The 25,062-nt window shown below is 70.9% G+C and carries 23 protein-coding genes; 11 read left to right on the top strand and 12 right to left on the bottom strand.

What is annotated here, in order from left to right; translation table 11 throughout:
* Positions 1-83 precede the first annotated feature (83 nt).
* A complete protein-coding gene (locus VMR06_RS02995; protein WP_325372835.1) occupies positions 84-2,198 on the top strand; it encodes a S9 family peptidase in 2,115 nt (704 codons plus the stop codon).
* Positions 2,199-2,240: 42 nt separating this feature from the next.
* Here the strand turns inward: VMR06_RS02995 and VMR06_RS02990 are convergent, their stop codons facing one another.
* From VMR06_RS02990 to pssA, 4 genes are read right to left on the bottom strand one after another with little or no spacing between them, the layout of a single operon-like run.
* Positions 2,241-2,849: a rhomboid family intramembrane serine protease gene (locus tag VMR06_RS02990; RefSeq protein ID WP_325372833.1), complete on the bottom strand. Its 609-nt coding sequence runs from the start codon at positions 2,847-2,849 to the stop codon at positions 2,241-2,243.
* A 59-nt stretch (positions 2,850-2,908) separates the two neighbouring features.
* A complete protein-coding gene (gene rimI / locus VMR06_RS02985; RefSeq protein ID WP_414648050.1) occupies positions 2,909-3,385 on the bottom strand; it encodes a ribosomal protein S18-alanine N-acetyltransferase in 477 nt (158 codons plus the stop codon).
* Positions 3,386-3,892 carry a hypothetical protein gene (locus VMR06_RS02980; protein ID WP_325372831.1) on the bottom strand — a complete coding sequence of 169 codons (507 nt, stop codon included), beginning with the start codon at positions 3,890-3,892 and terminating at the stop codon, positions 3,386-3,388.
* A 33-nt stretch (positions 3,893-3,925) separates the two neighbouring features.
* The gene (gene pssA, locus VMR06_RS02975) at positions 3,926-4,714 is read right to left on the bottom strand and encodes a CDP-diacylglycerol--serine O-phosphatidyltransferase (RefSeq protein WP_325372829.1); all 789 of its coding nucleotides are present in this window, start codon (positions 4,712-4,714) and stop codon (positions 3,926-3,928) included.
* A gap of 170 nt (positions 4,715-4,884) precedes the next feature.
* Between pssA and VMR06_RS02970 the strand changes: the two genes are divergently transcribed.
* Together VMR06_RS02970 and VMR06_RS02965 are read left to right on the top strand one after the other, a co-directional pair.
* On the top strand, positions 4,885-5,340 hold the full coding sequence (locus VMR06_RS02970; RefSeq protein ID WP_325372827.1) for a DUF4124 domain-containing protein: 456 nt from the start codon (positions 4,885-4,887) through the stop codon (positions 5,338-5,340).
* 199 nt (positions 5,341-5,539) lie between these two features.
* Positions 5,540-7,237: a proline--tRNA ligase gene (locus VMR06_RS02965; protein WP_325372825.1), complete on the top strand. Its 1,698-nt coding sequence runs from the start codon at positions 5,540-5,542 to the stop codon at positions 7,235-7,237.
* Positions 7,238-7,300: 63 nt separating this feature from the next.
* Here VMR06_RS02965 and VMR06_RS02960 read toward each other — a convergent pair whose 3' ends face one another.
* Positions 7,301-8,134 (bottom strand): hypothetical protein, encoded by an 834-nt coding sequence (locus tag VMR06_RS02960; protein ID WP_325372823.1) that lies wholly within the window; start codon positions 8,132-8,134, stop codon positions 7,301-7,303.
* A 475-nt stretch (positions 8,135-8,609) separates the two neighbouring features.
* Between VMR06_RS02960 and VMR06_RS02955 the strand changes: the two genes are divergently transcribed.
* Positions 8,610-8,936 carry an H-NS histone family protein gene (locus VMR06_RS02955; RefSeq protein ID WP_325372821.1) on the top strand — a complete coding sequence of 109 codons (327 nt, stop codon included), beginning with the start codon at positions 8,610-8,612 and terminating at the stop codon, positions 8,934-8,936.
* Positions 8,937-9,011: 75 nt separating this feature from the next.
* Here VMR06_RS02955 and rocF read toward each other — a convergent pair whose 3' ends face one another.
* Together rocF and VMR06_RS02945 are read right to left on the bottom strand one after the other, a co-directional pair.
* Complete coding sequence (gene rocF, locus VMR06_RS02950) at positions 9,012-9,935, bottom strand: arginase (protein ID WP_325372819.1); 924 nt, start codon at positions 9,933-9,935, stop codon at positions 9,012-9,014.
* An 85-nt stretch (positions 9,936-10,020) separates the two neighbouring features.
* On the bottom strand, positions 10,021-10,773 hold the full coding sequence (locus VMR06_RS02945; RefSeq protein WP_325372817.1) for a response regulator: 753 nt from the start codon (positions 10,771-10,773) through the stop codon (positions 10,021-10,023).
* A 238-nt stretch (positions 10,774-11,011) separates the two neighbouring features.
* Between VMR06_RS02945 and VMR06_RS02940 the strand changes: the two genes are divergently transcribed.
* Positions 11,012-11,617 carry a DUF937 domain-containing protein gene (locus VMR06_RS02940; protein ID WP_325372815.1) on the top strand — a complete coding sequence of 202 codons (606 nt, stop codon included), beginning with the start codon at positions 11,012-11,014 and terminating at the stop codon, positions 11,615-11,617.
* Positions 11,618-11,904: 287 nt separating this feature from the next.
* On the opposite strand, the gene VMR06_RS02935 is transcribed toward VMR06_RS02940, so the two are convergent.
* From VMR06_RS02935 to tsaD, 3 genes are all read right to left on the bottom strand, one after another.
* Positions 11,905-12,846, bottom strand: a complete 942-nt coding sequence (locus tag VMR06_RS02935) for an alpha-E domain-containing protein (protein WP_325372813.1) — start codon at positions 12,844-12,846, stop codon at positions 11,905-11,907.
* Positions 12,846-14,291 carry a circularly permuted type 2 ATP-grasp protein gene (locus tag VMR06_RS02930; RefSeq protein WP_325372811.1) on the bottom strand — a complete coding sequence of 482 codons (1,446 nt, stop codon included), beginning with the start codon at positions 14,289-14,291 and terminating at the stop codon, positions 12,846-12,848. Before VMR06_RS02930 ends, VMR06_RS02935 begins: the two co-directional genes overlap by 1 nt.
* Positions 14,292-14,416: 125 nt before the next feature.
* A complete protein-coding gene (tsaD, locus tag VMR06_RS02925; RefSeq protein WP_325372809.1) occupies positions 14,417-15,484 on the bottom strand; it encodes a tRNA (adenosine(37)-N6)-threonylcarbamoyltransferase complex transferase subunit TsaD in 1,068 nt (355 codons plus the stop codon).
* Between the two features lie 58 nt (positions 15,485-15,542).
* Between tsaD and rpsU the strand changes: the two genes are divergently transcribed.
* The 3 genes from rpsU to VMR06_RS02910 all read left to right on the top strand — a co-directional run bounded on the left by rpsU (position 15,543) and on the right by VMR06_RS02910 (position 17,818).
* On the top strand, positions 15,543-15,758 hold the full coding sequence (rpsU, locus tag VMR06_RS02920) for a 30S ribosomal protein S21 (RefSeq protein ID WP_325372807.1): 216 nt from the start codon (positions 15,543-15,545) through the stop codon (positions 15,756-15,758).
* A gap of 174 nt (positions 15,759-15,932) precedes the next feature.
* Positions 15,933-16,379, top strand: coding sequence for a GatB/YqeY domain-containing protein (locus VMR06_RS02915; RefSeq protein ID WP_325372804.1), 447 nt, complete (start codon positions 15,933-15,935; stop codon positions 16,377-16,379).
* 74 nt (positions 16,380-16,453) lie between these two features.
* Positions 16,454-17,818 (top strand): glutamate--cysteine ligase, encoded by a 1,365-nt coding sequence (locus VMR06_RS02910; RefSeq protein ID WP_325372802.1) that lies wholly within the window; start codon positions 16,454-16,456, stop codon positions 17,816-17,818.
* Positions 17,819-17,885: 67 nt separating this feature from the next.
* Here the strand turns inward: VMR06_RS02910 and VMR06_RS02905 are convergent, their stop codons facing one another.
* Both VMR06_RS02905 and dcp read right to left on the bottom strand, forming a co-directional pair.
* Positions 17,886-18,293 (bottom strand): hypothetical protein, encoded by a 408-nt coding sequence (locus tag VMR06_RS02905; protein ID WP_325372800.1) that lies wholly within the window; start codon positions 18,291-18,293, stop codon positions 17,886-17,888.
* A 71-nt stretch (positions 18,294-18,364) separates the two neighbouring features.
* A complete protein-coding gene (gene dcp, locus VMR06_RS02900) occupies positions 18,365-20,524 on the bottom strand; it encodes a peptidyl-dipeptidase Dcp (RefSeq protein WP_325372798.1) in 2,160 nt (719 codons plus the stop codon).
* 276 nt (positions 20,525-20,800) lie between these two features.
* On the opposite strand from dcp, the gene ppc reads away from it, so the two are divergent.
* The 3 genes from ppc to VMR06_RS02885 all read left to right on the top strand — a co-directional run bounded on the left by ppc (position 20,801) and on the right by VMR06_RS02885 (position 24,977).
* A complete protein-coding gene (gene ppc / locus VMR06_RS02895) occupies positions 20,801-23,539 on the top strand; it encodes a phosphoenolpyruvate carboxylase (RefSeq protein ID WP_325372796.1) in 2,739 nt (912 codons plus the stop codon).
* A gap of 171 nt (positions 23,540-23,710) precedes the next feature.
* Positions 23,711-24,073, top strand: a complete 363-nt coding sequence (locus VMR06_RS02890; protein WP_325372794.1) for a low molecular weight protein tyrosine phosphatase family protein — start codon at positions 23,711-23,713, stop codon at positions 24,071-24,073.
* Positions 24,074-24,587: 514 nt separating this feature from the next.
* Complete coding sequence (locus VMR06_RS02885) at positions 24,588-24,977, top strand: DoxX family protein (protein ID WP_325372792.1); 390 nt, start codon at positions 24,588-24,590, stop codon at positions 24,975-24,977.
* Positions 24,978-25,062 lie beyond the last annotated feature (85 nt).

Below are 25,062 nucleotides of genomic sequence, written 5' to 3'. Positions count from 1 at the left end.
TCAGTACGTCCGGCCTTCCGCTACTTGACCGGCGCCGCCGCAGCCGATATCACCGTGCGGACTCGTTCAAGTGGGGATCGAAGATGAAGCGTTCGTTCGTCGCCGTGCTGCTGCTGATTCCGTTGGCGGTCTTCGCCGCCGACAAGCGCCCGATCACGCACGAGGATCTGTGGCTGATGCCGCGCGTCGGTGCGCCGACGGTCAGCCCGGACGGCCGGCAGGCGGTGTTCACGGTGACCGAGCCGTCGTACAAGAAGGACGAGTCGGCCACGCATCTTTGGATCGTCCCGACCGACGGCTCGGCGCCGGCGCGCCGCATCACCTCGTCCAAGTCCGACGAGAGCGGCGTGGCCTGGAGCCCGGACAGCCGCCGCCTGGCGTTCTCGGCCAAGCGCGGCGACGACAAGCAGGCGCAGATCTGGATACTCGATCTGGCCCAGGGTGGCGAGGCGCAGCGTCTGACGCGGCTGTCGACCGGCGCCTCGGCACCGGTGTTCTCGCCGGACGGCCGGCGCATCGCGTTCACGAGCCGCGTCTATCCGGGCAGCGCCAGCGACGCCGACAACGAGCGCCTCGCCAAGGAAGAGGAAGACCGCAAGTACAAGGCGCGCGTCTACACCGGCTTTCCGATCCGCAGCTGGGACCGCTGGCTCGACGAGAAGCAGACGCGCGTGTTCGTGCAGGCCATCGACGGCGGCGAGGCCAGGGATCTGCTGGCCGGCAGTGCGCTGATCAAGCTGCCCGGCTATGCGATGGCCGACGAAGGCGCGGTCTGGACGCCGGACGGCAAGGGCATCGTGTTCGCGGCCAGCCGCAATCGCGATCGTGCGGCCTGGTCGTTCACGAACGCCGATCTGTGGCAGGTCGGCGTCGACGGCGGCGAGCCGCGCCGGCTGACCGGCGCCGAGACGATCGCGGCCGGCGACGGCTACGGCTCGCCGCGTTTCGGCGCGGACGGCCGCACGCTGTTGGCGACGCTGACGCCGCGCAGCGACCGCATCTACAACGCCACGCGGATCGTCGCGCTGGAGTGGCCGTCGCTGCGCGAGCGCGGCCGCATCGAACTGCCGGACGGCCGCTCGGTCGCCGGCTTCGATCTCGCGCCGAACGGACGCGAGGTCTGGGTGACCGCCGAGGACGCCGGCCGCGAGGTGGTCTACCGCGCGGCCGCCGGCGGCGGCGAGGCCAGGCCGGTCGCGGTGCCCGAGCGCGGGCTCTACACCGGCCTCAGCGTCGGCGGCACGCGCGCGCCGGTGCTGGTGGCGACCTACGAGAGCGCGACCGAACCGCCGGAGCTGGTGCGCCTGGATCCGGCCGGCAAGTCGGTCAAGCGGCTGACCGCGCTGACGGCGGCCAAGCTCGCGCCGCTCGATCTGGCCCCGCTCGAGCATTTCTGGTTCGACAACGACCGCGGCCAGCGCATCCACAGCATGCTGGTGCGTCCGCCCGGCTTCGATCCGTCGAAGCAGTATCCGCTGCTGGTGCTGATGCACGGCGGCCCGCACACGATGTGGCGCGACCAGTGGGTGCTGCGCTGGAACTACCACCTGCTCGCCGCGCCGGGCTATGTCGTGCTGCTGACCAACTATGTCGGCTCGACCGGCTTCGGCGAGCGCTTCGCGCAGGCGATCCAGGGCGATCCGCTCAAGGGGCCGGCCGACGACATCAATGCCGCGGCCGACGAGGCGATCCGCCGCTACGCGTTCATCGATGCCGATCGCCAGTGCGCCGGCGGCGCCAGCTACGGCGGTCACCTCGCCAACTGGCTGCAGGGCACGACGACGCGCTACCGCTGCCTGATCAGCCACGCCGGCTTGGTCAATCTCGAATCGCAGTGGGGCACCAGCGACATCGCCTACAGCCGCGAGGTCGGCAACGGCGGTCCGGTCTGGGAGCAGGGCCCGGTCTGGCGCGAGCAGAACCCGATCCGCCTGGCCGCGAACTTCAAGACGCCGGTGCTGGTCACGTTCGGCGAGCGCGACTTCCGCGTGCCGCTCAACAACGGCCTGGAATACTGGGCCGCCTTGCAGCGCCAGCAGGTCGAGAGCCGGCTGGTCGTGTTCCCGGACGAGAACCACTGGATTCTCAACGGCGAGAACAGCCGCTTCTTCTATCAGGAAGTCGCCGACTGGCTGCAGCGCTGGATCGGTCCGGCCGACGCGAAGAAACCCGAAACGGCAGCCACGCCGGCCGCGTGACCAAGATGCTGCGCGCCGCCGTCGCGGCGGCGCGCAGCGCGGTCAGAAGAAGCGCGGATTGGCCAGCTCGGTGAAGAAGCGGCCGATCACGCGCGGCTCCAGCGCGATCGTGAACAGGATGCCGTAGATCGCGCCGGACAGATGCGCGCTGTGGTTGATGTTGTCGCCGCCGCGCTTGTTCATGTAGACCGTGTAGGCCAGATACAGCACCGCATAGATGATCGAGGGTACCGGGATCACGTAGATGTAGATCGTCCGCCACGGCGCCAGCAGGATGAACGCGAACAGCACCGCCGAGACCGCACCCGAGGCGCCGAGGCTGCGGTACTGGCCGTCGTTCTTGTGGCGCATGTAGGTCGGGATCATCGAGACCACCAGCGCGCTGACGTAGAACAGCACGTAGCCGAACGGCCCGATGTACTGCGCGTAGAACTTCTCCATCAGGCCGCCGAAGAAATACAGCGTGATCATATTGAACAGCAGGTGCATGCCGTCGGCGTGGATCAGGCCGCAGGTCGCCAGGCGCCAGTACTCGCGGCCGCGCGTGATCGCCGGCGGCCAGAAGATCAGCCGGTCGACCAGCTGCGCGTTGTTGAACGCCATGAACGAGACGATGCAGGTGATGGCGATGATGACGAGATTGACGGACATGCGGTGGTTCCGGCGAAGGTGAAGGGAGTGCGCGTCGGGCGCGGGAAAGGAAGGGGGTGTCAGTCGCCGTCGAGCAGCTCGATCGCCATGACGATCGCGTCCTCGCGGCCGCGCCGTGCCGGATAGTAGTTCGGGCGCTTGCCGATCTCGTTGAAGCCCAGCGACAGGTACAGCGCGATCGCGCGCGCGTTGGACGGGCGCACCTCGAGGAAGATGCGCTCGGCGCGGTGCCAGCGTGCCAGGTCGATCACGCGGCGCACGAGGCGGCGGCCCAGGCCCAGGCCCTGATGCGAGGGCGCGATGCAGACGTTGAGCACGTGCGCCTCGCCGGCGCCGACCGAGAGAATGCCGTAGCCGGCGATCGTCTGCCCCTCGGCCAGGACGCGGCAGTCGTAGCCGGCGCGCAGGCAGTCGCGGAAGATGCCGGCCGACCACGGAAACTCGTAGGCGCTGCGTTCGATCGCGGCGACGGCCTCGATGTCGGCGTCGCCCATCGGCCGCAGCTCGGCCGGCGGCGCCTGCGGATGGGCGGCCACTCAGGCGCCTCCGTGGCGCGCCGCGAGGCTGCGCGCCAGACGCTTGAGCTCGCCCCAGAGCGCGCGCTTGGCGGCCGCCGCGCGCGCCAGATCGGCGGCCGGATCGGCGATGACCCATTCGCAGGTGCCGAGCCGGTCGGTCGGCAGGCTGGCCGCGACCTGCCGCGCCAGCGGCTCGCCGAGCACGACGAAACCGGCGGCTGCGCTCAGCCTGTCCGCGTCGCCGGCGCCGGCGCGCGACCAGGTCACGCGCAGCCGGTCCAGGCCGCGGCCGATGTCCTCGATCAGCGCCTGCGGTCCCGCGGCATCGGCGATCAGCAGCACGCTCGCGACGGGCGCCGTGGAGGCCGGCGCCGATCGGCGCGGCATCGCGGCTGCCGCGAGCGGCGGTGCGGTGCGGTCCGGCGGCGGGTCGGCGGCCGCCACGTCCGGCGCAGCGGAGCGCCGCAGCACGTAGCGTTCGATGCCCATTTCCGCCAGGCGGCGGCCGGCGTCAGCCGCCGGCATGCGGGCACCGCGGGCCGGGCGGGCGCACCGGCATCACGCCTCGCCACCGCCGCCGCGCGCCGCGCGCCGTTCGCGGCGATGCCGGACCAGACCCCAGACGGTCATGATCAGGCCCGACAGCACGTACAGCAGCGCGATCGTCAGCAGCACGCGCGGCGTGTCGATCGCCAGCGCGACCAGGATCAGCATCGCCAGCGGAATCCAGATGAACGGCACCTTGTCCGACAGCGGCCAGGCCTTGAAGCTGTAGTAGCGCACGTTGCTGATCATCAGCAGGCCGGCACCGATCGCCAGGAACGGCGTGACGAAGCAGACGTCGTCGCCGGTCAGGTCGGTGCGCTCGATCGTCCAGACGAAGGCCATGCACAAGCCGGCCGCGGCCGGGCTGGCCAGGCCCTGGAAATAGCGCTTGTCGATGACGTTGACCTGGGTGTTGAAGCGCGCCAGGCGCAGCGCGGCGCAGGCTGCGTAGATGAACGCGGCGGCCCAGCCGATCTTGCCCCAGACCGGGCCGAAGCCCTTCAGCGCCGACAGCGACCAGGTGTACATCACCAGGGCCGGCGCCAGGCCGAAGCTGACCAGGTCCGACAGCGAGTCGTACTGCACGCCGAATTCGCTCTGCGTGCCGGTCAGGCGCGCGACGCGGCCGTCGAGGCCGTCGAGCAGGGTGGCGACGAAGACCGCGATCGCCGCCTCGGTGTAGCGGGCGCCGATCGCGGCGACGATCGCGTAGAAGCCCGCGAACATCGCGGCGGTCGTGAACAGGTTCGGCAGCAGATAGATGCCGCGTGACGGTTTCGTGGAGCGGGGAGTCTCGTCCATGCGCATCGGGAGTTCGTCGCCAGCGGCCAGTTTAACCGGGTTCGCCGGGCCCGGCCGAGCGCCGGTGCGCGCCGGGCCGCGATGTGGCCCACCGCACGACAGGCCGTGGCCGGCTGTGACACACTCGGGCACCGCTGGAATGCCGGTCCCCTGCCGGCTGGAGAGTCCCGATGAGGCGCTGGCCCCTCGTGCTGCTGTGCTTGCTCGCGCTGCCCGTGCTGGCCGATGCCGCCGGCAATGCGCGCGTCTACACCTGGAAGGATGCCAACGGCGTCACCCATTTCTCCGATTCGCCGCCGCCGGCCAGCGTCAAGTCGGCGCGGCAGATCACGGTCCGCGGCGACACGCCGGTCGCGGCGGGTCAGGAAGCCCAGGCCGGCGAGACGGCCGCGCCGCCCGCCGAGGGCACGCCGCCCCCCGGCACCGGCGGCGCGACGCTGACCGACAGCCCCGAGGCGCGCCAGCAGGTCTGCGAACAGGCGCGGCGCAATGCCGAGCTGCTCGAGGGCCAGCAGCAGGTCAGCATGGACGTCGACGGTGACGGTGCCAACCAGGTGCTGACGCCCGAGCAGCGTCAGCAGCAGCTGGCCCAGGCGCGCGAGCGCGTCGCGTTCTACTGCCGCTGAGCGGCAGGAGTCGGGCTGGTCCGGCGGCGAACGCCGATCGCCGAGAGACCGTCCCGATCGCGCATGTTCGCGGTCGGCCTCGCGAACCTGCGCGCATGAGCAGGCGGCCGATCGCCTGCGCCGCCGGCGCGCATCGGCGGACCGGTCGCGCGGCGGCGCTGCTAGAATCGCCGGCTCCCTCGATCCTGCGAAGCCGGTCATGCGTCTTTCCCGATTCCACCTCGCCACCATCAAGGAAGTCCCGGCCGACGCCGAGATCGCCAGCCACCGGCTGATGCTGCGCGCCGGCATGCTGCGCAAGCTGGCCGCGGGCATCTACACCTGGTCGCCGCTGGGCCTGCGCGTGCTGCGCAAGGTCGAGCACGCGGTGCGCGAGGAGATGAACCGAGCCGGCGCGATCGAACTGCTGATGCCGTCGGTGCAGCCGCGCGAGCTGTGGGAGGAGACCGGCCGCTGGGAGAAGTTCGGCGGCCAGCTGCTGAAGCTGCGCGACCGCAAGGACGCCGAGTACTGCTACGGCCCGACCCACGAGGAGGTCATCACCGACTTCGCACGCAACGAGCTGCGCAGCTACAAGCAGCTGCCGGTCAACTTCTACCAGATCCAGACCAAGTTCCGCGACGAGATCCGCCCGCGCTTCGGCGTGATGCGCGCGCGCGAGTTCCTGATGAAGGACGCCTATTCGTTCCATCTCGACCCGGACAGCCTGGCCGAGGAATACCGCAACATGTACGACACCTACGGCCGCATCTTCACGCGGCTGGGGCTGCGTTTCCGCGCGGTGCAGGCCGACACCGGCGCGATCGGCGGCAATGCCAGCCACGAGTTCCAGGTCATGGCCGACTCGGGCGAGGATGCGATCGCGTTCTCGACCGGTTCGGACTACGCGGCCAACATCGAGCTGGCCGAGGCGGTCGCGCCGGGCGAGCCGCGGCCGGCGCCGTCGGCGCCGCTCGAGCGCGTCGACACGCCGACCCAGCGCACGATCGAGGAGGTCTCGGGCTTCCTCGGCGTCGCGCCGGCGCGCTGCATCAAGACGATCCTGGTCCGCGGCGTCGACGGACTGGTCGCGCTGTGCGTGCGCGGCGACCACGAGATCAACGAGGTCAAGGCGGCCAAGCTGGCCGAGCTGCCGGGCGCCTCGGTGCTGGCCGACGAGGCCGAGATCGTGCGCGTCGCCGGCACCCGGCCGGGCTTCATCGGCCCGGTCGGCCTGCCCGAATCGATCCCGGTCATCGTCGACCGCGCCGCGGCGGTCCTCGCCGATTTCGTCTGCGGCGGCAATGCCGAGGGCACGCACTGGCGCGGCGCCAACTGGGAGCGCGACGCGCGCGTCACGCGCATCGCCGACCTGCGCAAGGTCGTCGACGGCGATCCGTCGCCGGACGGCCACGGCGAGCTCAGGCTCGCGCGCGGCATCGAGGTCGGCCACGTGTTCCAGCTCGGCCAGAAGTACGCCGAGGCGCTCGGCGCCAGCGTGCTCGACGAGAAGGGCGTCTCGCGCACGACCTGGATGGGCTGCTACGGCATCGGCGTCAGCCGCATCGTCGCGGCGGCGATCGAGCAGAACCACGACGAGGCCGGCATCGTCTGGCCGGACGCGATGGCGCCGTGGCGCGTGGCGATCTGCCCGATCGGCTCGCATCAGAGCGAGGCCGTGCGCGAGGAGGCCGAGCGGCTCTACGCCGAACTGACGGCGGCCGGCGTCGAGGTCGTGCTTGACGATCGCGGCCTGCGTCCGGGCGCGATGTTCGCCGACATGGAGCTGATCGGCATTCCGCACCGGATCGTCGTCAGCGAGCGCGGCCTGGCCGCGGGCACCTACGAGTACCGGCGCCGCACCGAAAGCGAGAACCGCTCGCTGACGCGCGAGGAGATTCTCTCCGCGTTCGTCTGAGCCGCGCTCGATCGAAGACGGCGTGCTGGCATCGCGGTCGGTACGACGGACCGCGATGCCGCCTCAGTCGCCGCTGCGGCGCCAGCGCCGCAGCCGGCCGAACGCCTCGGCGATGCGGCCGCGCAGCGTGTAGCGGCTGCGCAGCATCGCGACCTCCTCGTGCTGCAGCGTCTCGATGCGCGCCTCCCAGCGGCGCCGGATCTCCTGCTGCTGCACCTTGGCCTTGAGGTGCAGGCGCACGTTGTCGGGCAGATCCTCGCGCAGCAGACCGTTGTCCTCGCGCAGCAGGTAGCGCCCGATCTCCTCGAACAGCGCCTCGTCGGCCTGGCCGGCGGCGACGCTGCGGCCGACGGTCGCGAAATCGTCGTAATTGGCGAACGCGAGCTTGAGCTGGGCAGTGGTCGCGTCGGCACTCGCGGTCAGTGCCAGCGGAATGCGGCCCTTGGCCTTGAACGTGGCGGCGACGACTTCGCCGCCGGCATCTTTTTCCGGCGCCAGCATGCCGCCGAGCCGGTGGCGCTGGAACAGCGCCGCGACGGTCTTGATCCTGCCCGAGCCGCGCACCACCGCGGACGGACATTCGGCGCTGGCGACGGTCGCGTGCGAGACCAGCTTGATCTCGCGCGAATGGGACTGCTTGCTGTAGCGCAGCTCGTAGTCGTGGTCGAGGTAGGCGATCACGTCGCCGTAGCCGGGAATCACGTGGCGCAGCGCCACGCGCGGATGGACGACCTTGAGGTGGGCGACGAACCGCTGCAGATAGTCGTGGAGGGCATCCATCGCCGGCTCGAGCTGGATGCGGTAGATCTCGCCGCGCTCGGCGCGCCGCTGCGCCTCGTCCGCCTCGCCGCTGCGGCGCTTGTCGGCTTCCTGTTCGAGCGAATCGAGCAAACCCACATCTGATCCTCGACGAGGACCGCATCGCGGCCTGCGCGATGACGTGTCCGGATTCCCCCAATGGCCACTCGCGCGGCCGCCCTGTGCCGACAGTAATACCAACGCGGCCCTCAAAACGCCAGCCCCGGCGGCCGTAGCCGGGATGCCGTTGCGCCGGCCGTGCATGCCGCGTTCAGCGGCATTAAGCCGCGCGGCGCGCGCGGATTTTCCTGCCGTCCAATAGCCGGCGTCGCGGCAGATGCCTTGCGGCTTTCATTCGATGTCGCGCAGCGGCGCTTTCACGCCACCGGCGCGCAGCGCCGCGGTTTCCAGTGAGGTCGGGGGCGATCTGCGCGTTACTCGGCGCAATGGCACGGACGCGGTATTGGCCGCTCCGCTCGGGTCCGGCGGCGACCGTTGCGGTCAGGATCTGCCGCGCGGCGCGAATTTGATTTATTATGCGCCGGCTTGACCTGCATATTCCGGAGTTTGATTAATGGCAATCGATCTGAAGAGTCTCAATCACAATCAGCTGAACGACCTGATCGGTCGTGCTCAGCAGCGTCAGGAGGAATTGGCCAAGGACAAGCTGACCAAGCTGCGCGACAAAATCGTCGCGATGGTGACCGCGGAAGGTTTTACGCTGGACGACGTGTTCGGCGGCGGCCGCAAGAGCAGCCGGCGCGCCGTGAGCAAGGTGAAGCCGAAGTACCGCAATCCGGCCGATCCGTCGCAGACCTGGACCGGCCGTGGCAAGCGCCCCCGCTGGTTCAATGCCGCGCTGAGCGCAGGCAAGAAGGAAAAGGACCTGCTGATCGGCTGATCGCAGGACGCGAACAAGGAAAGAAAACGCCGGCGTCAGCGCCGGCGTTTTCTTTTGTGCGATTCGCGGCGCCGCTCAGTCGCGCATCAGGGTCGACTTGCCGAACAGGCTCTCGACCAGATCCACGGTCAGCGCCGCGGTGCGATTGCGCACGTCGAATGCGGGATTGAGTTCGACGATGTCGAGCGAGCCCAGGCAGCCGCGGTCGGCGATCATCTCCATCGCCAGCTGCGCCTCGCGGTAATTGGGTCCGCCGGGAATCGTCGTGCCGACGCCCGGTGCGATCTCCGGATCGAGAAAATCCACGTCGAAGCTGACGTGCAGATGGGTATCGGCGTCGATGCCCTCGAGCGCTTCCTCCATGGCGCGGCGCATGCCGATCTCGTCGATGTAGCGCATGTCGTAGATGTCCAGGCCGGCGTCGCGCACCATGCGCTTCTCGCCGGCATCGACCGAGCGGATACCGATCTGGCGGATCCGGTCCGGCGTGATCGCCGGCGAGGAGCCGCCCAGTTCGGTCAGTTCGCGCGGACCGTGGCCGCACAGGCAGGCCACCGGCATGCCGTGCAGATTGCCCGACGGCGTGATCGTGCTGGTATTGAAGTCAGCGTGCGCGTCAAACCACAGCACCAGCAGCTTGCGGCCGCGCTCCCGGCAGTGGCCGGCCACCGCGGTGATCGATCCCAGCGCCAGCGAGTGGTCGCCGCCGAGCACGACCGGCAGATTGCCGGCGGCCAGTTCGTTGCGGACCGCGGTCATGACCGCCCGGTTCCAGGCGGTGACTTCGGCCAGATGCCGGTAGCCGTCCTGCGGCGGCTGCCACGGATTGAGCGGGCCGGCCAGGTTGCCGCGATCGACGACCTCGATGCCGCGCTCGTGCAGCGCCTGCGGCAGGCCTGCCACGCGCAGGGCCTCCGGGCCCATCGAGGCGCCGCGATGGCCGGCGCCGATGTCGGTCGGTGCGCCGATCAGGGCGACCGGAGGAAATCGCTGGGACATGCGCGATCCACCCGCTGAACGATGAGGGCGCGCAGGATAGCTGCCGTGCGCCCGGCGATCCAGGCCGGGCGCAGCATCGGCGCGCTCAGGCGCTCAGGCGCGACGCGACGTGGGCGCGGATCGCGGCGACCAGATGCTCGACCGGCGCATGCTTGAGCACGAAGGCGTCGCAGCCGGCCGACAGCGCCGCCTGCTGCAGCGGCAGGCCGATGTCGGCGGTCAGGCAGACCCGCGCGATCCGCGCGAAGCTCGATTCGCGCTGCAGCATGCCGGCGATCTCGGCGGCGGTCTCGCCGTGCAGCCAGTAGTCGAGCACGATCGCCTGGCACGGCCAGGTCACCAGCATCTGCCACAGCGTGGCCGAATCGGCGGCATGCCGGATCTCCAGCCCGTGCCGCTCGAGCGTGGCGGCCAGCCGCGCGGCCTGGTCGCCGTCGTCCTCGACCAGGATCACGCGCAGCGGCGCCGCCTCCACGTCCGCCGCCGCCGGCGCCTTGGCCGGCGCCTGCGTGGCGAACGCGGCGAGCAGGTCGCGGATCGGTGCCTGCAGGCCGCTGGCCAGCGTGATCGCGGGTTCTCGGCGATGCGCCGGGGTGCGCTGCCAGTCCGCCAGACGTTCGTCGACCGCGCGCGCCAGCGCACCGAGCGTCTCGAAGCCGTAGGCCGGCGCCGAGCCGGACAGCCGGTGCACGAGGCGCTGCAGGTCGGCGCGCGCGGCCTCCTCGTCGGGCATCAGCAGCATCCGCTTCCAGGCCTGTTCGATCTCCTCGCGCTTGCGGGCGAACGAGTCGACATAGCGCTGATGGAGCAGATCGAAGGCGGGCGGATGATCGGTCATGGAGCCCTCGCACGGCGGTGCCGCTCCTGGCATGCCGCGGGATTCGGCCGGCGTCGATGACGGCGGTGCCTTGCCAGGCGGAGCGAGCCTAGCACCGGCCCGGCGAGGCCGATGCCGTGATGACGAAGGTTTCACGATCTTTAACCGTTGCACGATCGCGCCGCCGGCGCACCGGGGCCACAATGCCGCCTCGCCTTGAGGCGCCCATTGCGGGCCCGGCGCGCGGAGTGTCGAACCGATGACCACAGCAGATTCCGACCTGGCCGGCCAGGTCATGAGCCAGTTGAGCCCCGCCGATCTCGGCGCGATCGCCCGCCGGCTCGGCGTCGGCGAGGAGCGTGCCGGCGCCGCGGTCGAACAGGCCCTGCCGCTGCTGCTCGGCGGCCTGGCGCGCAACGCCGCCAGCGACGAGGGTGCCGGCGCGCTGTACGGCGCGGTTCGTCGCGACCATCAGGATCTCGATCTCGGTTCCGTGCTCGGCAGCGTGCTCGGCGGCGGCGGCGCCGGCGGCGGCATCCTCGGCCACATCTTCGGCTCGCGCCAGCCGCAGGCCGCGCAGGGGCTCGGCCAGGCCAGCGGCCTGGGCAGCGACAACGCGGCGCAGCTGCTGGCGATGCTGGCACCGCTGGTGATGGCCGCGATCGGCCGGATGACGCGCGAACAGGGGCTGGACGCCGGCGGTCTCGGCGGCCTGCTCGGCCAGCAGGCGCCGCAGGCCGCGCAGCGCAGCGGCGCCGGCGGCCTGGTCAGCGCGGTGCTCGACCGCAACGGCGACGGCGAGGTCGACCTCGGCGAGCTGCTGCAGGCCGGCAGCGGCCTGCTCGGCGCGCTCGGCCGCCGCTAGCGACACGGAGCGAAGGGTCTACCGGCCGGACGGCGCGCCGCTCGCGGTCCGCGTGCGGGACGCCGTGATCGCGGCCGGCGTTCGCCCGAGCCGGCGCGGTGTCGGCCGGTAGGGCGTCGCGCGGCACGCATCGGTGCGCGGGACATGGCGGATGGATCGCGGCGCGCCTTTGCCGCCTTGCGCGCCGGCCCCAGCCGGATCGCGCGGCCGCGGACCGGTGCTCGCGCCGCGACGCAGCGGACCGGCGCGCGCGATTCCGGCGCGCAGACGGGCGAGCCGCTGCCGCGTCAGTTGCGGAAATAGGCCTCGGCCAGCGTGTCGTGCAGCGCGACCAGGCCGATCTGGATCCGGTCCATCATCACCTTCGGTCCGTGCTCGGCGAGCGCGACGGTGTCGGCGCCGCGTACGATCGACTGCACCTGGGTCAGCGCGCGCGATACCGCCTTGCGGCCGGGCAGGCGCGGCAGCGTGCTCTCGGCGCGGTCCAGGCAATAGGTGACGCTGCGCGGGAACTCGGCGTCCTGCAGCAGGAAGCGCAGCGCCAGGGCCGGCGTCACGCGCTGGCGGACCTGGCGGCGGTACATCTGGTAGGCCTCCAGCGAGCGCAGCACGCTGATCCACTGCACTGCTCGGAACGCGGCCAGGTCGTCGCTGACGCGCGGCCGGATTAGGCCCGAGCCGCCGGCATCGATGATGCGCGTGGTCATGTCGGCCTGTTCGAGCGCGGTGCCCAGGCGCAGGAACTGGAAGCCGGTGTCGCGGCTGACGTTGGCGGTCAGCATGCCCGACACGACCAGGCAGCCGTCGACGACGCGGCTCAGCAGCTCCTGGCGGTAGCGCCGGCCGAGCGCGCGCTCGCCGTTGTCGGCCAGCCACAGGTACAGGCCGTTGACGCGTTCCCAGCTCTCGGCCGGCAGTGTGTCGCGGATCGAGCGCAGCGCCTCGCGCGCGGCCTGCAGCGAGCTCAGCAGCGAGCACGGGCTGCCCGGCTCGAGCAGCAGGAAGCGCACCACCTCGGTTTCGCCGGCATCGCCGCCGCTGTCCGGATGCAGGCTCCGGAACGCGTCCTGCACGCCGAGCGTATCGAGCAGCGGCTGCCACGCGAAGCGCACGTTGCGCGGCAGGTCCAGCTGCAGCTGGCTGTTGACGTTGACCAGGCGCGCGGTGTTCTCGGCGCGGCGCAGATAGCGCGTGAACCAGTACAGGTTGTCGGCGACGCGCGAGAGCATCAGGCGCTCTCCTCGAAATCGACGATCCAGGTGTCCTTGGCGCCGCCGCCCTGCGAGCTGTTGACGACCAGCGAGCCCTTCTTCATCGCGACGCGGGTCAGGCCGCCGGTGGTCACGTAGATGTCGTGGCGCGACAGCACGAACGGGCGCAGATCCAGATGGCGCGGCTGCGGGCCGGTCTCGGTCACGACCGGCGCGGTCGACAGGCTCAGCGTCGGCTGCGCGATGTAGTTGCGCGGCCGCGCGGCGATCAGCTTCGCGAACTGCTCGCGCTGGCGCTTGGTCGAGCGCGGCCCGACCAGCATGCCGTAGCCGCCCGACTCGTTGGCCGGCTTGACGACCAGCTCGGCCAGATGCTCGAGCACGTACTTGCGCTGGCGCGCGTCGTCGCACAGGTAGGTCGGCACGTTCGGCAGGATCGGATCCTGGTCGAGGTAGTAGCGGATCATCTTCGGCACGTAGGCGTAGACGACCTTGTCGTCGGCGACGCCGGCGCCGGGCGCGTTGGCCAGCGCGACCTTGCCGGCGCGCCAGGCGCGGATCAGGCCGCGCACGCCGAGCACCGAATCCTCGACGAAGCATTCCGGGTCGATGTACAGATCGTCCACGCGCCGGTAGATCACATCGACGCGGCGCGGCCCGTAGACGGTGCGCATGTAGCACACGTCGTCGTCGCCGACGAACAGGTCGCCGCCTTCGACCAGCTCCACGCCCATGCTCTGCGCGAGGTAGCAGTGCTCGAAGTAGGCGCTGTTGTAGATGCCGGGTGTCAGTAGCGCGATCACCGGCTGCTCGCCGGGCCGCGGCGACAGCGCGGCCAGCGTGTCATAGAGCTGCGCGGGGTAGTCGTCGACCGGCAGGATCGCGGTGGTCTCGAACAGCTCCGGGAACACGCGCTTGGCGACCAGGCGGTTCTCGAGCAGGTAGGACACGCCGCTGGGGATGCGCAGATTGTCCTCGAGCACGTACAGCGTGCCGTCGCCGTCGCGCACCAGGTCCGACCCGCAGATGTGCGCCCAGACGCCGAGCGGCGGACGGATGCCGACGCACTGCTCGCGGAAATTGACCGACTCCTTGAGGATCGCGCGCGGCACGACCTTGTCGCGCAGGATGCGCTGCTCGCCGTAGATGTCGTCGATGAACAGGTTCAGCGCCTGCACGCGCTGGCGCAGGCCCGCTTCGGTGCGCGCCCATTCGCTGCGCGGAATCACGCGCGGGATCACGTCGAAGGGCAGGGTGCGGTCGACGTTGCGACCTTCGGAATAGACGGTGAAGGTGACGCCCATCTCGCGGGCCGCGAGGTCGGCGGCGAGCTGGCGTTCGGCCAGCTCCTTGCGCGAGAGACCGGTGATGTACTCGATCAGCCGGCGCGCGCTCGCGCGCGGCTGGCCGTCGGCCTGGATCAGTTCGTCGTAGCTGGGCGGCCTGTACCGGCTCCAATCCATGCACACGTCCTCGATCGGTCTGTCCGCTGATCGCGGACCGGCATATCTCATCCGGCGCCAGCATGAGGATATTGCGACGCATCATGCACCGACGGCGCGATGCCGTCGAGACGGTAGCGGCGAGCCTAGGCCCCGACCGCCTCGAGGCTCTCCAGCTCCCAGCGCGGGCGCACCGCGATCGCCGGATCGGCGTGCTGGCCGGCCGCCAGGCGCAGCGCGCCGGCCAGCGCGATCATCGCGCCGTTGTCGGTGCAGAACGCCGGCCGCGGGAAATGCACGCGGAAGCCGTCGGCCTCGGCGGCCTCGGCCAGCTGCGCGCGCAGCCGGCGGTTGGCGCCGACGCCGCCGGCGATCACCAGGCGCCGCGCGCCGGTCGCGGCCAGCGCGCGGCGGCACTTGATCGCCAGCGTGTCGACCACCGCGTCCTCGAAGCCGCGCGCCAGGTCGGCGCGCGTCGTCTCGCCGCCGTCGCTGGCCTGCCAGGCCAGCAGCACCTGGGTCTTGAGACCCGAGAAGCTGAAATCCAGTCCGGGCCGGTCGGTCATCGGCCGCGCGAAGCGGAACCGCCCGGGCATGCCGGTCTCGGCGAGCCGCGCGAGTGCCGGGCCGCCCGGATACGGCAGGCCGATCAGCTTGGCGGTCTTGTCGAAGGCCTCGCCGGCCGCGTCGTCGAGCGTGTCGCCGAGCAGCCGGTAGCGGCCGATCCCGGTCACCTCGACCAGCATCGAATGGCCGCCCGACACCAGCAGCGCAACGTACGGCGGCTCGGGCGGGTCGGCCTCGAGCATCGGTGCCAGCAGATGGCCTTCCATGTGGTGCACGCCGATCGCCGGCCGCTCCAGCGCCCAGGCCAGCGCGCGCGCGGCGGCGGCGCCGACCAGCAGCGCGCCGGCCAGGCCGGGACCGGCGGTATAGGCGACGCCGGCCAGGTCGTCCAGGCGCAGGCCCGCGTCGGCCAGGGTCTGGCGGACCAGCGGCAGCAGCTTGCGGACATGGTCGCGCGAGGCCAGCTCCGGCACCACGCCGCCGTAGTCGGCGTGCAGGCGGATCTGGCTGTACAGCCGGTGCGCGAGCAGGCCGCGCGCGCGGTCGTAGACGGCCACGCCGGTCTCGTCGCAGGAGGTCTCGATGCCGAGGACCGGGCCGGTCACGACGGCCGGCTCGCCGGGCTTTGCAATGGTCTGGTCGGTCACGGTAGAATGCGCGGCTCGCCCGCAGCCCGGGCAGATCAGTTTACAGCGGAGTTCGTCGATGCCCAGCGTCAAAGTTCGTGAGAACGAGCCATTTGAGTTCGCCCTGCGCCGATTCAAGCGCACCTGTGAGAAGGCCGGCATCCTGGCCGAAGTGCGCAAGCGCGAGTTCTACGAAAAGCCGACCCAGGAGCGCAAGCGCAAGCGCGCTGCCGCGGTCAAGCGTCACCTGCGTCGTGTCTCGCGCGACGTGACCAAGCGCCGGCGCCTGTACTGATCGCCTGCGGCGGCCGCCCAGCGCCCGCCGCGCGAATCCGGGCTGTCGATCGGCCGACGTTGCCAGGCAACGTCGGCCGTTTGCGTTTGTGACGATACGGCCGCGCCGTTCGCGGCCGCCATGATCCATCGCGGCGCGGACCGTGCCCGTGCCGCTTCGAGGAGTACCGGACCGATGTCCCTCAAAGACCAGATCACCACCGACATGAAGACGGCGATGAAGGCCGGCGACAAGGATCGCCTCGCCGTCATCCGCCTGATCCAGGCCGCGATCAAGCAGCGCGAGGTCGACGAGCGCATCGTCCTCGACGACGCGCAGGTGCTGTCGGTCCTCGAGAAGATGCTCAAGCAGCGCCGCGACTCGATCACGCAGTTCGAGGCGGCCGCCCGCACCGATCTGGCCGACAAGGAGAAGGCCGAGGTCGCGGTGATCCAGGGCTATCTGCCGGCCGCGCTCGACGCCGCCGAGCTCGACGCGATCGTCGCCGCGGCGATCGCCGAATCGGGCGCCACCGGTGCGCGCGACATGGGCAAGGTGGTCGCCCTGGTCAAGCCGCGCGTGGCCGGCCGCGCCGACATGGGCCAGGTCTCGGGCCTGATCAAGGCGCGGCTCGGCGGCTGAGTGCCGGTGCCGCCGGTCCCACTTGCGGGTCGGCGCCGCATCCCCATGTGGACGGCTGTCTTCGAGGAAATCCCATGTCCGGACCCAGCACCGTCAAGGACGAACCGATCCGCAGCCGCGACCAGCTGGTCGAGTACATCGCGTCCGGCGGCAAGCCCGAGACGGACTGGCGCATCGGCACCGAGCACGAGAAGTTCGGTTTCCGGCTCGACGATCTGCGTCCGCCGGCCTGGGACGGCGAGCGCGGCATCGGCGCCCTGCTCGAAGGGCTGACCCGCTTCGGCTGGGATCGCGTCGAGGAAGACGGCAAGCTGATCGCGCTGCTGCGCGACGGCGCGTCGGTCACGCTCGAGCCGGCCGGCCAGCTGGAACTGTCCGGCGCACCGCTGGCCTCGATCCACGAGACCTGCAGCGAGGTCACCGGCCATTTGCGCGAGGTCAAGACGGTCGCCGACGGCTTGGACCTCGGCTTTCTCGGCATGGGCTTCCAGCCGAAATGGTCGCGCGCGGACATGCCGTGGATGCCCAAGGGCCGCTACGCGATCATGCGTCGCTACATGCCGAAGGTCGGCTCGCTCGGCCTGGACATGATGACGCGGACCTGCACCGTGCAGGTCAATCTCGACTTCGCCGACGAGGCGGACATGGTCAAGAAGTTCCGCGTCTCGCTGGCGCTGCAGCCGGTGGCCACGGCGCTGTTCGCCGACTCGCCGTTCACCGAAGGCAAGCCGAATGGCTACCTCAGCTATCGCTCGCACATCTGGACCGATACCGATCCGGACCGCACCGGCATGCTCGACTTCGTGTTCGAGGACGGCTTCGGCTACGAGCGCTACGTGGACTACCTGCTCGACGTGCCGATGTATTTCAGCTATCGCGACGGCCGCTACATTGACCTCGCCGGCCGTTCGTTCCGGCGCTTCATGGACGGCCGGCTCGACGAGCTGCCGGGCGCGACGCCGACGCTCAAGGATTTCGCCGACCATCTGACCACGGCGTTCCCGGAAGTGCGGCTCAAGAAATACCTGGAGATGCGCGGCGCCGACGGCGGCCCCTGGGGCCGGCTCTGCGCGTTGCCGGCGTTCTGGGTCGGCCTGCTCTACGACGGCGAGGCGCTCGATGCGGCCTGGGATCTGGTCAAGGATTTCAGCATCGCCGAGCGGCACGCGCTGCGCGACGGCGTGCCGAAGCAGGCACTGAAGCTGTCGTTCCGCGGCGGCAGCGTGCGCGATCTGGCCGCCGAGGCACTCAGGATCGCCGCCGGCGGCCTGGCCCGGCGTGCGCGCCGCAACGGCCAAGGCGCCGACGAGTCGATCTTCCTCGAGCCGCTGATCGAGATCGTCGAGGCCAACCAGACCTCGGCCGAGCGCAAGCTCGAGCTGTTCCACGGCCGCTGGAACGGCAGCGTCGATCCGGTGTTCACCGAGTTCGCGTACTGAGGCGCGCCACCCCGGCGCGTGCCGGCTCGCGCAGCAGCCGGCGGCGGAAGGCCGCCCGGCCCGCCGCTCAGGGCGTGCGCGGCGGCGTCAGCCGGAATGCACCGATGCGTCCGTCGGCGCCGCAGACCACGTCGGCGGTCACGGTCGACTTCTCGAACATCAGCGGGATGAACACTTCGCTGCGTCCGTTGACGCGACCGCCGTGCGGGCGGCCGGCGGTGCGCAAGGCGCCCTGCCGCGCGGCCGTGTCCTCCCACATCGCCTGCAGACGTGCCGCCGGCAGCTCGACCGCGAGGGCCGGCGCGAACAGGGCCTGCGCAGCGGCGTAGTCGCCGCGGCCGAGCGCGTCGAGCAGATCGTGGCTGGCCTGCTCGCAGCGTGCGATCGCCGACGGCGCGGCCTCTGCCGCCGAAGCGAGACAGCCGGCAGCCAACGTGAAGGCGAGCGCGGCGTATCGGATCGGATGCAAGCTCATCGGTGCGCCCTCGGGATGGTGACGCCGCGCGAAGACGGACGGCGCGTGCGGCGCCGTCCGTCGCCGCCGCCTTACTTCAGGCCGCGATGCTCGAGCAGCGGCTCGACGCTCGGATCCTTGCCGCGGAACTCGCGGTACAGCGTTGCCAGCTCGACCGTATTGCCGCGCGAGAGGATCTTGTCGCGGAAGGTCTGGCCGTTCTGGCGCGTCAGGCCGCCGTTCTCGCGGAACCACTGGAACGCGTCGTGATCGAGCACCTCGGCCCAGAAGTAGGCGTAGTAGCCGGCCGAGTAGCCGCCGCCCCAGATGTGCGCGAAGTACGGGCTGCGGTAGCGCGGCGGCACCTCCGGCAGGTTGACCTTGTAGCGCGCCAGCGCCTCGGCCTCGAAGCTTTTGGCGTCCTGCTTGCCGGCGTCGGCCGGCAGGCTGTGCCAGGCCTGGTCGAGCAGGGCCGCGGCCAGATACTCGGTCGTCGCGTAGCCCTGGTTGAACGTGCGCGCCTTGCGGATCTTCTGCACCAGGTCTTCCGGCATCGGCTCGCCGGTCTGGTAGTGCTTGGCGTAGTTCGCGAACACGGCCGGATCGCTGGCCCAGTGCTCGTTGAACTGCGACGGGAACTCGACGAAGTCGCGCGAGACGCTGGTGCCGGCCAGCGACGGGTACTTGGTCTTCGAGAAGATGCCGTGCAGCGCATGGCCGAACTCGTGGAACGTCGTGGTGACCTCGTCGAACGACAGCAGGGCCGGCTGGCCCGGCGCCGGCTTGGTGTAGTTGCAGACGTTGTAGATGACCGGAATGGCGCCGGTCAGCCCGTTCTGCTCGACGAAGTTGCCCATCCAGGCGCCGCCGCGCTTGGCGTCGCGCTTGAAGTAGTCCGCATAGAACAGCGCCAGCTGCGTGCCGTCGGCGTCGAACACGTCGAACACGCGCACGTCCGGGTGGTAGACCGGGATGTCCTTGCGCTCCTTGAACGTGATGCCGTAGAGCTGGTTGGCCGCGAAGAACACGCCGTCGCGCAGCACGCGGTCGAGCTCGAAGTACGGCTTGATCGCCGTCTCGTCGAGGTCGAACTCGGCCTTGCGCACCTGCTCGGCATAGAAGTCCCAGTCCCAGGCGGCCAGCTTGAAGCCGCCCTTCTGCGCGTCGATCAGCTGCTGCATCTTGGCCGCCTCGCCGCGCGCCTTGGCGGTCGCCGCCGGCACCGTGTCGGTCAGCAGCTTGATCGCGGCTTCGGGGGTCTTGGCCATCTGGTCGGCCAGGCTGTAGGCGGCGTAGTTCGGGAAGCCGAGCAGCTTGGCGCGCTGCGCACGCAGCTCGGCCTGGCGCTCGATCGTCGACAGCGTGTCGTTGGCGTCGCCGTGCTCGGCGCGCTCCATCGAGGCGCGCAAGAGCTGCTCGCGCAGGCCGCGGTCCTTCAGCGAGACCAGGGCCGGCTGCTGCGTCGTGTTCTGCAGCGGGATCACCCACTTGCCTTCCTGGCCGCGCGCCTTGGCCGCTTCGGCGGCGGCGGCCAGATCGGTGTCGGCGTAGCCGTCCAGGCGCGCGCGGTCGTCCACGACCACCGCCGCGGCATTGGTCGCCGCCAGCAGCTTGTTCGTGAACGCGGTCGACAGCGTCGACTCTTCCTTGTTGATCTCGCGCAGCGTCGCCTTGTCGGCGTCGCTGAGCAGGGCGCCGGCGCGGATGAAGCGGTTGTGGTACTCCTCGACCAGGCGCTTCTGCTCGGCATCCAGGCCGGCGCTCTCGCGCGCGTCGTAGACCGCCTTGAAGCGCGCGAACAGCTTGGGATTGAGATAGATCTCGTCGGCGTGCGCGGCCAGCTTCGGCGACAGCGCCTCGTCGGCCTTCTGCAGCGTCTCGTTGGTATTGGCCGAGGTCAGCGACGAGAAGATCGTCCCCGCGCGCGTCAGCAGCGCGCCGCTGCGCTCGAACGCCTCGACCGTGTTGGCGAAGGTCGGCGGCTCGGCGCTGTCGGCGATCGCCTGCACCTCGGCCAGGTGCTGCTTCATGCCTTCCTCGATCGCCGGCTGGTAGTCGGTGTCCTTGATCTTGTCGAACGGCGGCGCCTGGAACGGCAGCGTGCTGGCGGTCAGCAGCGGATTGGCGGTCTCGGTAGCGGTCACGGGCGCGGCGGCCTCCGGAGCGGGCGTGGGCGGAGCTTCGGCCTTCTGGCCGGAGCATCCGGCGAGTACGAGGGCGATGGCGGCGGCAAGCACGGTCGATCGATGCATCGGCGGGGTTCCTCGGCGAAAAACGGGTGGGGCCGCGACGGCGGCGCACAACCTTGCGAGGATACCAGCGCATAGCGGGCCGCCATGTGCCATTGGCACCAGAGCGGCCATCAGCCGCAGCAGCCGGATGCGCCGTGCCCGGCTGCCGGGGTGCCGCGCCGGCCGCGCGAGGCGTTCGTCACAAGACCGGATCGGATCGGGCGTCGGCGCTGCCCGGCTCCGAGGCACAGCGCTCGCGGCCTAGGATGTCGCAATGCAACACGGTAGGCTTGGGCGATGAATGCCGATACCCGCCCCGCCGCAGACAGCCTGCGCTCGATCGACCTGCCCGAAACCGACCAGCCGCTGCGCGAGGACGTCAACCGCGTCGGCTCGCTGGTCGGCGAGATCATCGCCGAGCAGGAGGGCGAGGCGTTCTTCGAGGAGGTCGAGCGCATCCGCATCGCCGCGATCGCGCGCCGCGAGGCCGGCGACGCCGCGGCCGCGCTCGAGCGCGAGCTGGCCGGTGCCGACGTCGCGCACGCGACCGCGCTGGTCCGCGCGTTCTCGACCTATTTCCAAGCCGTCAACGTCGCCGAGCGCGTGCACCGCATCCGCCGCCGCCGCGCCTACGAGATGGCCGATGCCGAGCCGCAGCCGGGCGGCCTGCGCCATGCGCTGCGCGGCCTGGCCGGCGCCGGCGTGACGCCGGGCGAACTGGCGGCCTGCCTGTCGCGGCTGCGCATCGAGCCGGTGCTGACCGCGCACCCGACCGAAGCGGTGCGCCGCGCGCTGCTCGAGAAGGAGCGCGAGCTGGTCCGCGCGCTGATCGCCGACATCGACGGCAACCGCACGCCGGTCGAGCGCCGTGCCGATCTGGAACGCATGCGCCTGTCGCTGACGGCCGCCTGGCAGACCGCCGAGCTCGCACTCGAGAAGCCGACCGTCGCCGACGAACTCGAGCACGTCGGCTTCTACCTGACCGACGTGCTGTATCGCGTCGTGCCGGTGTTCTACGAGGTATTCGCCGATGCCCTGGCCGAGTTCGGGCCCGATGCGGCCGATACGGTGCTGCCGGCCGTGCTCGGCTTCGGCACCTGGGTCGGCGGCGACATGGACGGCAATCCGAACGTCGGCGCCGAGACGATCGCGGCGACGCTGTCGAGTCAGCGCGCGCAGGTGCTGGCGCTGTACCGGCGCGACGTGCTCGCGCTGTCGAGCCTGCTCAGCCAGTCGCTGTCGCGCGTGCCGTGTTCGGCCGACGTGCTCGCGCGCATCGACGTCTACCGCGCATTGCTGCCGGAGGCGGCCGCGCGCCTGAAATCGCGCCAGCAGGACATGCCGTACCGGCAGCTGCTGCAGCTGGTCGCCGAGCGCCTCGCCGAGACCGAACGCGGCCGCGAGGGCGGCTATCCGGACGCGGCGACGTTCGCCGCCGACATCGGCCTGGTCGCCGACAGCCTGCGCCTGCATCGCGGCGAGCACGCCGGCGGTTTCGCGGTGCGGCGCCTGCTGCGCCGCGCGCAGACCTTCGGCTTCCATCTGGCCACGCTGGACCTGCGTCAGGATTCGGCAGTGCACGAGGCCGCGCTGGCGGCCCTGCTCGGCGATGCCGACTGGGCCGCGCGCCCGGTCGGCGAGCGCGTCGAGCGGCTCGGCGCCGTGCTCGACGATCCGGCCGCGATCGCCGCCAGCAGCGACGACACCGCGCGGCGCACGCTGGCGGTGTTGCGCACCGTTGCCGAGCTGCGCCCGCGCTACGGCGCGCGCGCGTTCGGTCCGTACATCGTCAGCATGAGCCGCAGCGCCGCCGACGCGCTGGCCGTGCTCGCGCTGGCGCGGATCGCCGGCTGCGTCGACGAGGCCGGCGAGGTGCCGCTCGACGTCGCGCCGCTGTTCGAGACCGTGGCCGACCTCGACGCGGCCGAAGCGGTCGTGCGCGCGCTGTTCGCCGATCCGCGCTATCGCCGCCATCTGGCCGCGCGCGGCGACCGCCAGATCGTCATGCTCGGCTATTCGGACAGCGCCAAGGACGCCGGCCTGGTCGCCTCGCGCTGGGCGCTGCAGCAGACCCAGATCGCGCTGACGCGCCTGGCGCGCGAGGCCGGCATCGGCATCGTGTTCTTCCACGGCCGCGGCGGCTCGGCCAGCCGCGGCGGCGGCAAGACCGAGCGCGCGGTGATCGCCTCGCCGCGCGGTTCGGTCGGCGGCCACCTGCGCCTGACCGAACAGGGCGAGGTGATCCACCGCAAGTACGGCATCCGCGCGCTGGCGCTGCGCAATCTCGAGCAGATGACCGGCGCCGTGCTGCGCGCGACGCTGCGGCCGCGTCCGCCCGAGTCGCGCGAGCCGGCCTGGCGCACGATGGCCACGCTGATCGCCGCCGAGGCGCGCCGCGCCTATCGCGAGCTGGTCCACGACGATGCGCAGTTCGCGGACTATTTCCGCGCGGCCACGCCGATCGACGTGATCGAGCGCCTGCGCATCGGTTCGCGTCCGTCGCGGCGCGGCGGTGCCGGCGGCATCGACCGCCTGCGCGCGATTCCGTGGGTGTTCGCCTGGTCGCAGAACCGCGCCGGCCTGACCGGCTGGTATGGCGTCGGCAGCGGTCTCGCGCACGGCATCGCCACGTTCGGCCGCGAGCCGCTGGCCGAGATGATGCGCGACTGGCCGTTCTTCGCGCAGCTCGTCGACGACGTCGAGATGGTGCTGGCCAAGTCCGATCTGGCGATCTTCGAGCGCTACTCGCGGCTGGCCGGCGATCTGCACGCGCCGTTCTTCGCGCGGATCGGCGCCGAATTCGAGCGCACGCGCACGGCGATCCTCGACCTCAAGGGCGAGGCCGAACTGCTCGCCGGCGATCTGCGCCTGCGCCAGTCGATCCGGCTGCGCAATCCCTACGTCGATCCGATCAGCCTGCTGCAGGTGGACCTGCTCGCGCGCTGGCGCGCGGCCGGCCGCGAGGACGAGGATCTGCTGCACGGCCTGATCGCGACCGTCAACGGCATCTCGGCGGGCATCCAGAATACCGGTTGAGGGGTGCTTCGCGTCCGGTACGCCGATCGATGCCCGTGGGCAGCGTCGCGCGGGGGCGCTTGCCGTCGCACGAGGCGTTCGGCGTCCGGCGATCGCCGGCTCGAGGTCGACGTGCCGCACCAAAGGTTGACTCCTCGCCGAGTCTTCGCACGTGCCTGGGGAGGAAGTGTCATGACGCAACACGTCCTGTTCATCTGCACGCAGAACCGGCTGCGCAGCCCGACCGCCGAGCAGGTATTCGCGGACTGGCCCGGCATCGAGACCGCATCGGCCGGTCTCGGCAACGACGCGGACGTGCCGGTCTCGGCCGAGCTGCTGGCCTGGTCGGACCTCGTCTTCGTGATGGAGCGGGTCCACCGCGACCGGCTGTCGAAGCGATTCGGCGCACATCTGAAAGGCAAGCGCGTGCTGTGCCTGGGCATTCCCGACGACTATGGCTTCATGGATCCCGCCCTGATCGCCTTGCTGCGCCGGAAGGTTTCACCGTTTCTCCCGCGCACGGGCATCCGCAGCCGTGCAGACGAGAACCGCTGAAGCTCCGCGCGCGGCGTCCTTTGCGGACGCCAGCGTCGTCCGGGCCATGCGGCCGCTCGACCTGCCGGCGCGTCGGGGCGTCATCGTGTCGGCGTATTGCCGCGACGAGCCCGCTCGCCCCGATCTGAAGCATCGTCGCTGGCGTCCGGATGCTCGAGGATAGCCCCGATGCGATCGAGGCCAACGCCGCCGATTCGATCGCGCGGACTTCGCGCAGGGTCATTCCGTCGGCCAGTGGCTTCTTCACCCGGTCGGACCGGCTATGAAACCACGGCAGGGCCGGTCGCGCAGGCACCTCGCCCGTTGCCGCTGCGGACCGTCGTGCAGTTTGCGCGGCGCGCGCGAAGGTGCATGATCGCGGCGCGTCGAGCGCGCGGGGGAGATCGGGGGCGTCGTGACGGTGGGGACGTCGCGACGGCTGGCGGGTCCGCCGTGTGCGCTGCGGCGGCGCGGCCGGCGATGCGTCGCGCGCCGCCGCGATCGATCCTGTTCTCTCACCCGTCCGGAGCGTCTCATGAACCAGGCTGATTCGTTGGGCAAGCTGGTACTGCGTGTGGTGTTGGGTGTGCTCGTGCTGCTGCACGGCATCAGCAAGCTGAGCGGCGGCATCGGCTTCGTCGCGCAGATGGTGCAGGCGGCCGGCCTGCCGGCGTTCTTCGCGTACGGCGTCTACGTCGGCGAGATCGTCGCGCCGCTGCTGCTGATCTTCGGCTTCTACGCGCGCGTCGGCGCGGTGATCGTCGCGATCAACATGCTGGTCGCGATCGCGCTGGTGCATACCGCGGAGTTGTTCAAGCTCGGCTCGACCGGCGGCTGGGCGCTGGAGCTGCAGGGCATGTTCCTGTTCGCCGCGGTCGCGGTCGCGCTGATCGGCCCGGGGCGCTTCGCGATCAACGCGAAGTAGGAGACGGCCGGCCGGGTCATCGTCGCCGCGCCGGCGGCACGGCGCCGATGACCGTTGATCGGCGATCGAGGCGGCTCCTGGCTCG

The sequence above is a fragment of the Dokdonella sp. genome, assembly GCF_035511235.1.
Classification (GTDB): domain Bacteria; phylum Pseudomonadota; class Gammaproteobacteria; order Xanthomonadales; family Rhodanobacteraceae; genus Dokdonella.
The sequence above is the reverse complement of the archived record's forward strand: the minus strand, read 5'-3'. Positions and strand labels throughout refer to the sequence as shown.

Bases quoted from the DNA above. Each gene is read 5' to 3' on its own strand.
- rocF (WP_325372819.1), bottom strand. From the start codon at position 9,935: ATGTCCCAGCGATTTCCTCCGGTCGCCCTGATCGGCGCACCGACCGAC.
- VMR06_RS02940 (WP_325372815.1), top strand. From the start codon at position 11,012: ATGACCACAGCAGATTCCGACCTGGCCGGCCAGGTCATGAGCCAGTTG.
- VMR06_RS02885 (WP_325372792.1), top strand. From the start codon at position 24,588: ATGAACCAGGCTGATTCGTTGGGCAAGCTGGTACTGCGTGTGGTGTTG.
- VMR06_RS02995 (WP_325372835.1), top strand. From the start codon at position 84: ATGAAGCGTTCGTTCGTCGCCGTGCTGCTGCTGATTCCGTTGGCGGTC.
- VMR06_RS02935 (WP_325372813.1), bottom strand. From the start codon at position 12,846: ATGCTCTCGCGCGTCGCCGACAACCTGTACTGGTTCACGCGCTATCTG.
- VMR06_RS02915 (WP_325372804.1), top strand. From the start codon at position 15,933: ATGTCCCTCAAAGACCAGATCACCACCGACATGAAGACGGCGATGAAG.
- VMR06_RS02910 (WP_325372802.1), top strand. From the start codon at position 16,454: ATGTCCGGACCCAGCACCGTCAAGGACGAACCGATCCGCAGCCGCGAC.
- ppc (WP_325372796.1), top strand. From the start codon at position 20,801: ATGAATGCCGATACCCGCCCCGCCGCAGACAGCCTGCGCTCGATCGAC.
- VMR06_RS02980 (WP_325372831.1), bottom strand. From the start codon at position 3,892: ATGCCGGCGGCTGACGCCGGCCGCCGCCTGGCGGAAATGGGCATCGAA.
- dcp (WP_325372798.1), bottom strand. From the start codon at position 20,524: ATGCATCGATCGACCGTGCTTGCCGCCGCCATCGCCCTCGTACTCGCC.
- VMR06_RS02990 (WP_325372833.1), bottom strand. From the start codon at position 2,849: ATGTCCGTCAATCTCGTCATCATCGCCATCACCTGCATCGTCTCGTTC.
- VMR06_RS02890 (WP_325372794.1), top strand. From the start codon at position 23,711: ATGACGCAACACGTCCTGTTCATCTGCACGCAGAACCGGCTGCGCAGC.
- VMR06_RS02905 (WP_325372800.1), bottom strand. From the start codon at position 18,293: ATGAGCTTGCATCCGATCCGATACGCCGCGCTCGCCTTCACGTTGGCT.
- VMR06_RS02955 (WP_325372821.1), top strand. From the start codon at position 8,610: ATGGCAATCGATCTGAAGAGTCTCAATCACAATCAGCTGAACGACCTG.
- pssA (WP_325372829.1), bottom strand. From the start codon at position 4,714: ATGGACGAGACTCCCCGCTCCACGAAACCGTCACGCGGCATCTATCTG.
- VMR06_RS02965 (WP_325372825.1), top strand. From the start codon at position 5,540: ATGCGTCTTTCCCGATTCCACCTCGCCACCATCAAGGAAGTCCCGGCC.
- rpsU (WP_325372807.1), top strand. From the start codon at position 15,543: ATGCCCAGCGTCAAAGTTCGTGAGAACGAGCCATTTGAGTTCGCCCTG.
- VMR06_RS02970 (WP_325372827.1), top strand. From the start codon at position 4,885: ATGAGGCGCTGGCCCCTCGTGCTGCTGTGCTTGCTCGCGCTGCCCGTG.
- VMR06_RS02945 (WP_325372817.1), bottom strand. From the start codon at position 10,773: ATGACCGATCATCCGCCCGCCTTCGATCTGCTCCATCAGCGCTATGTC.
- VMR06_RS02930 (WP_325372811.1), bottom strand. From the start codon at position 14,291: ATGGATTGGAGCCGGTACAGGCCGCCCAGCTACGACGAACTGATCCAG.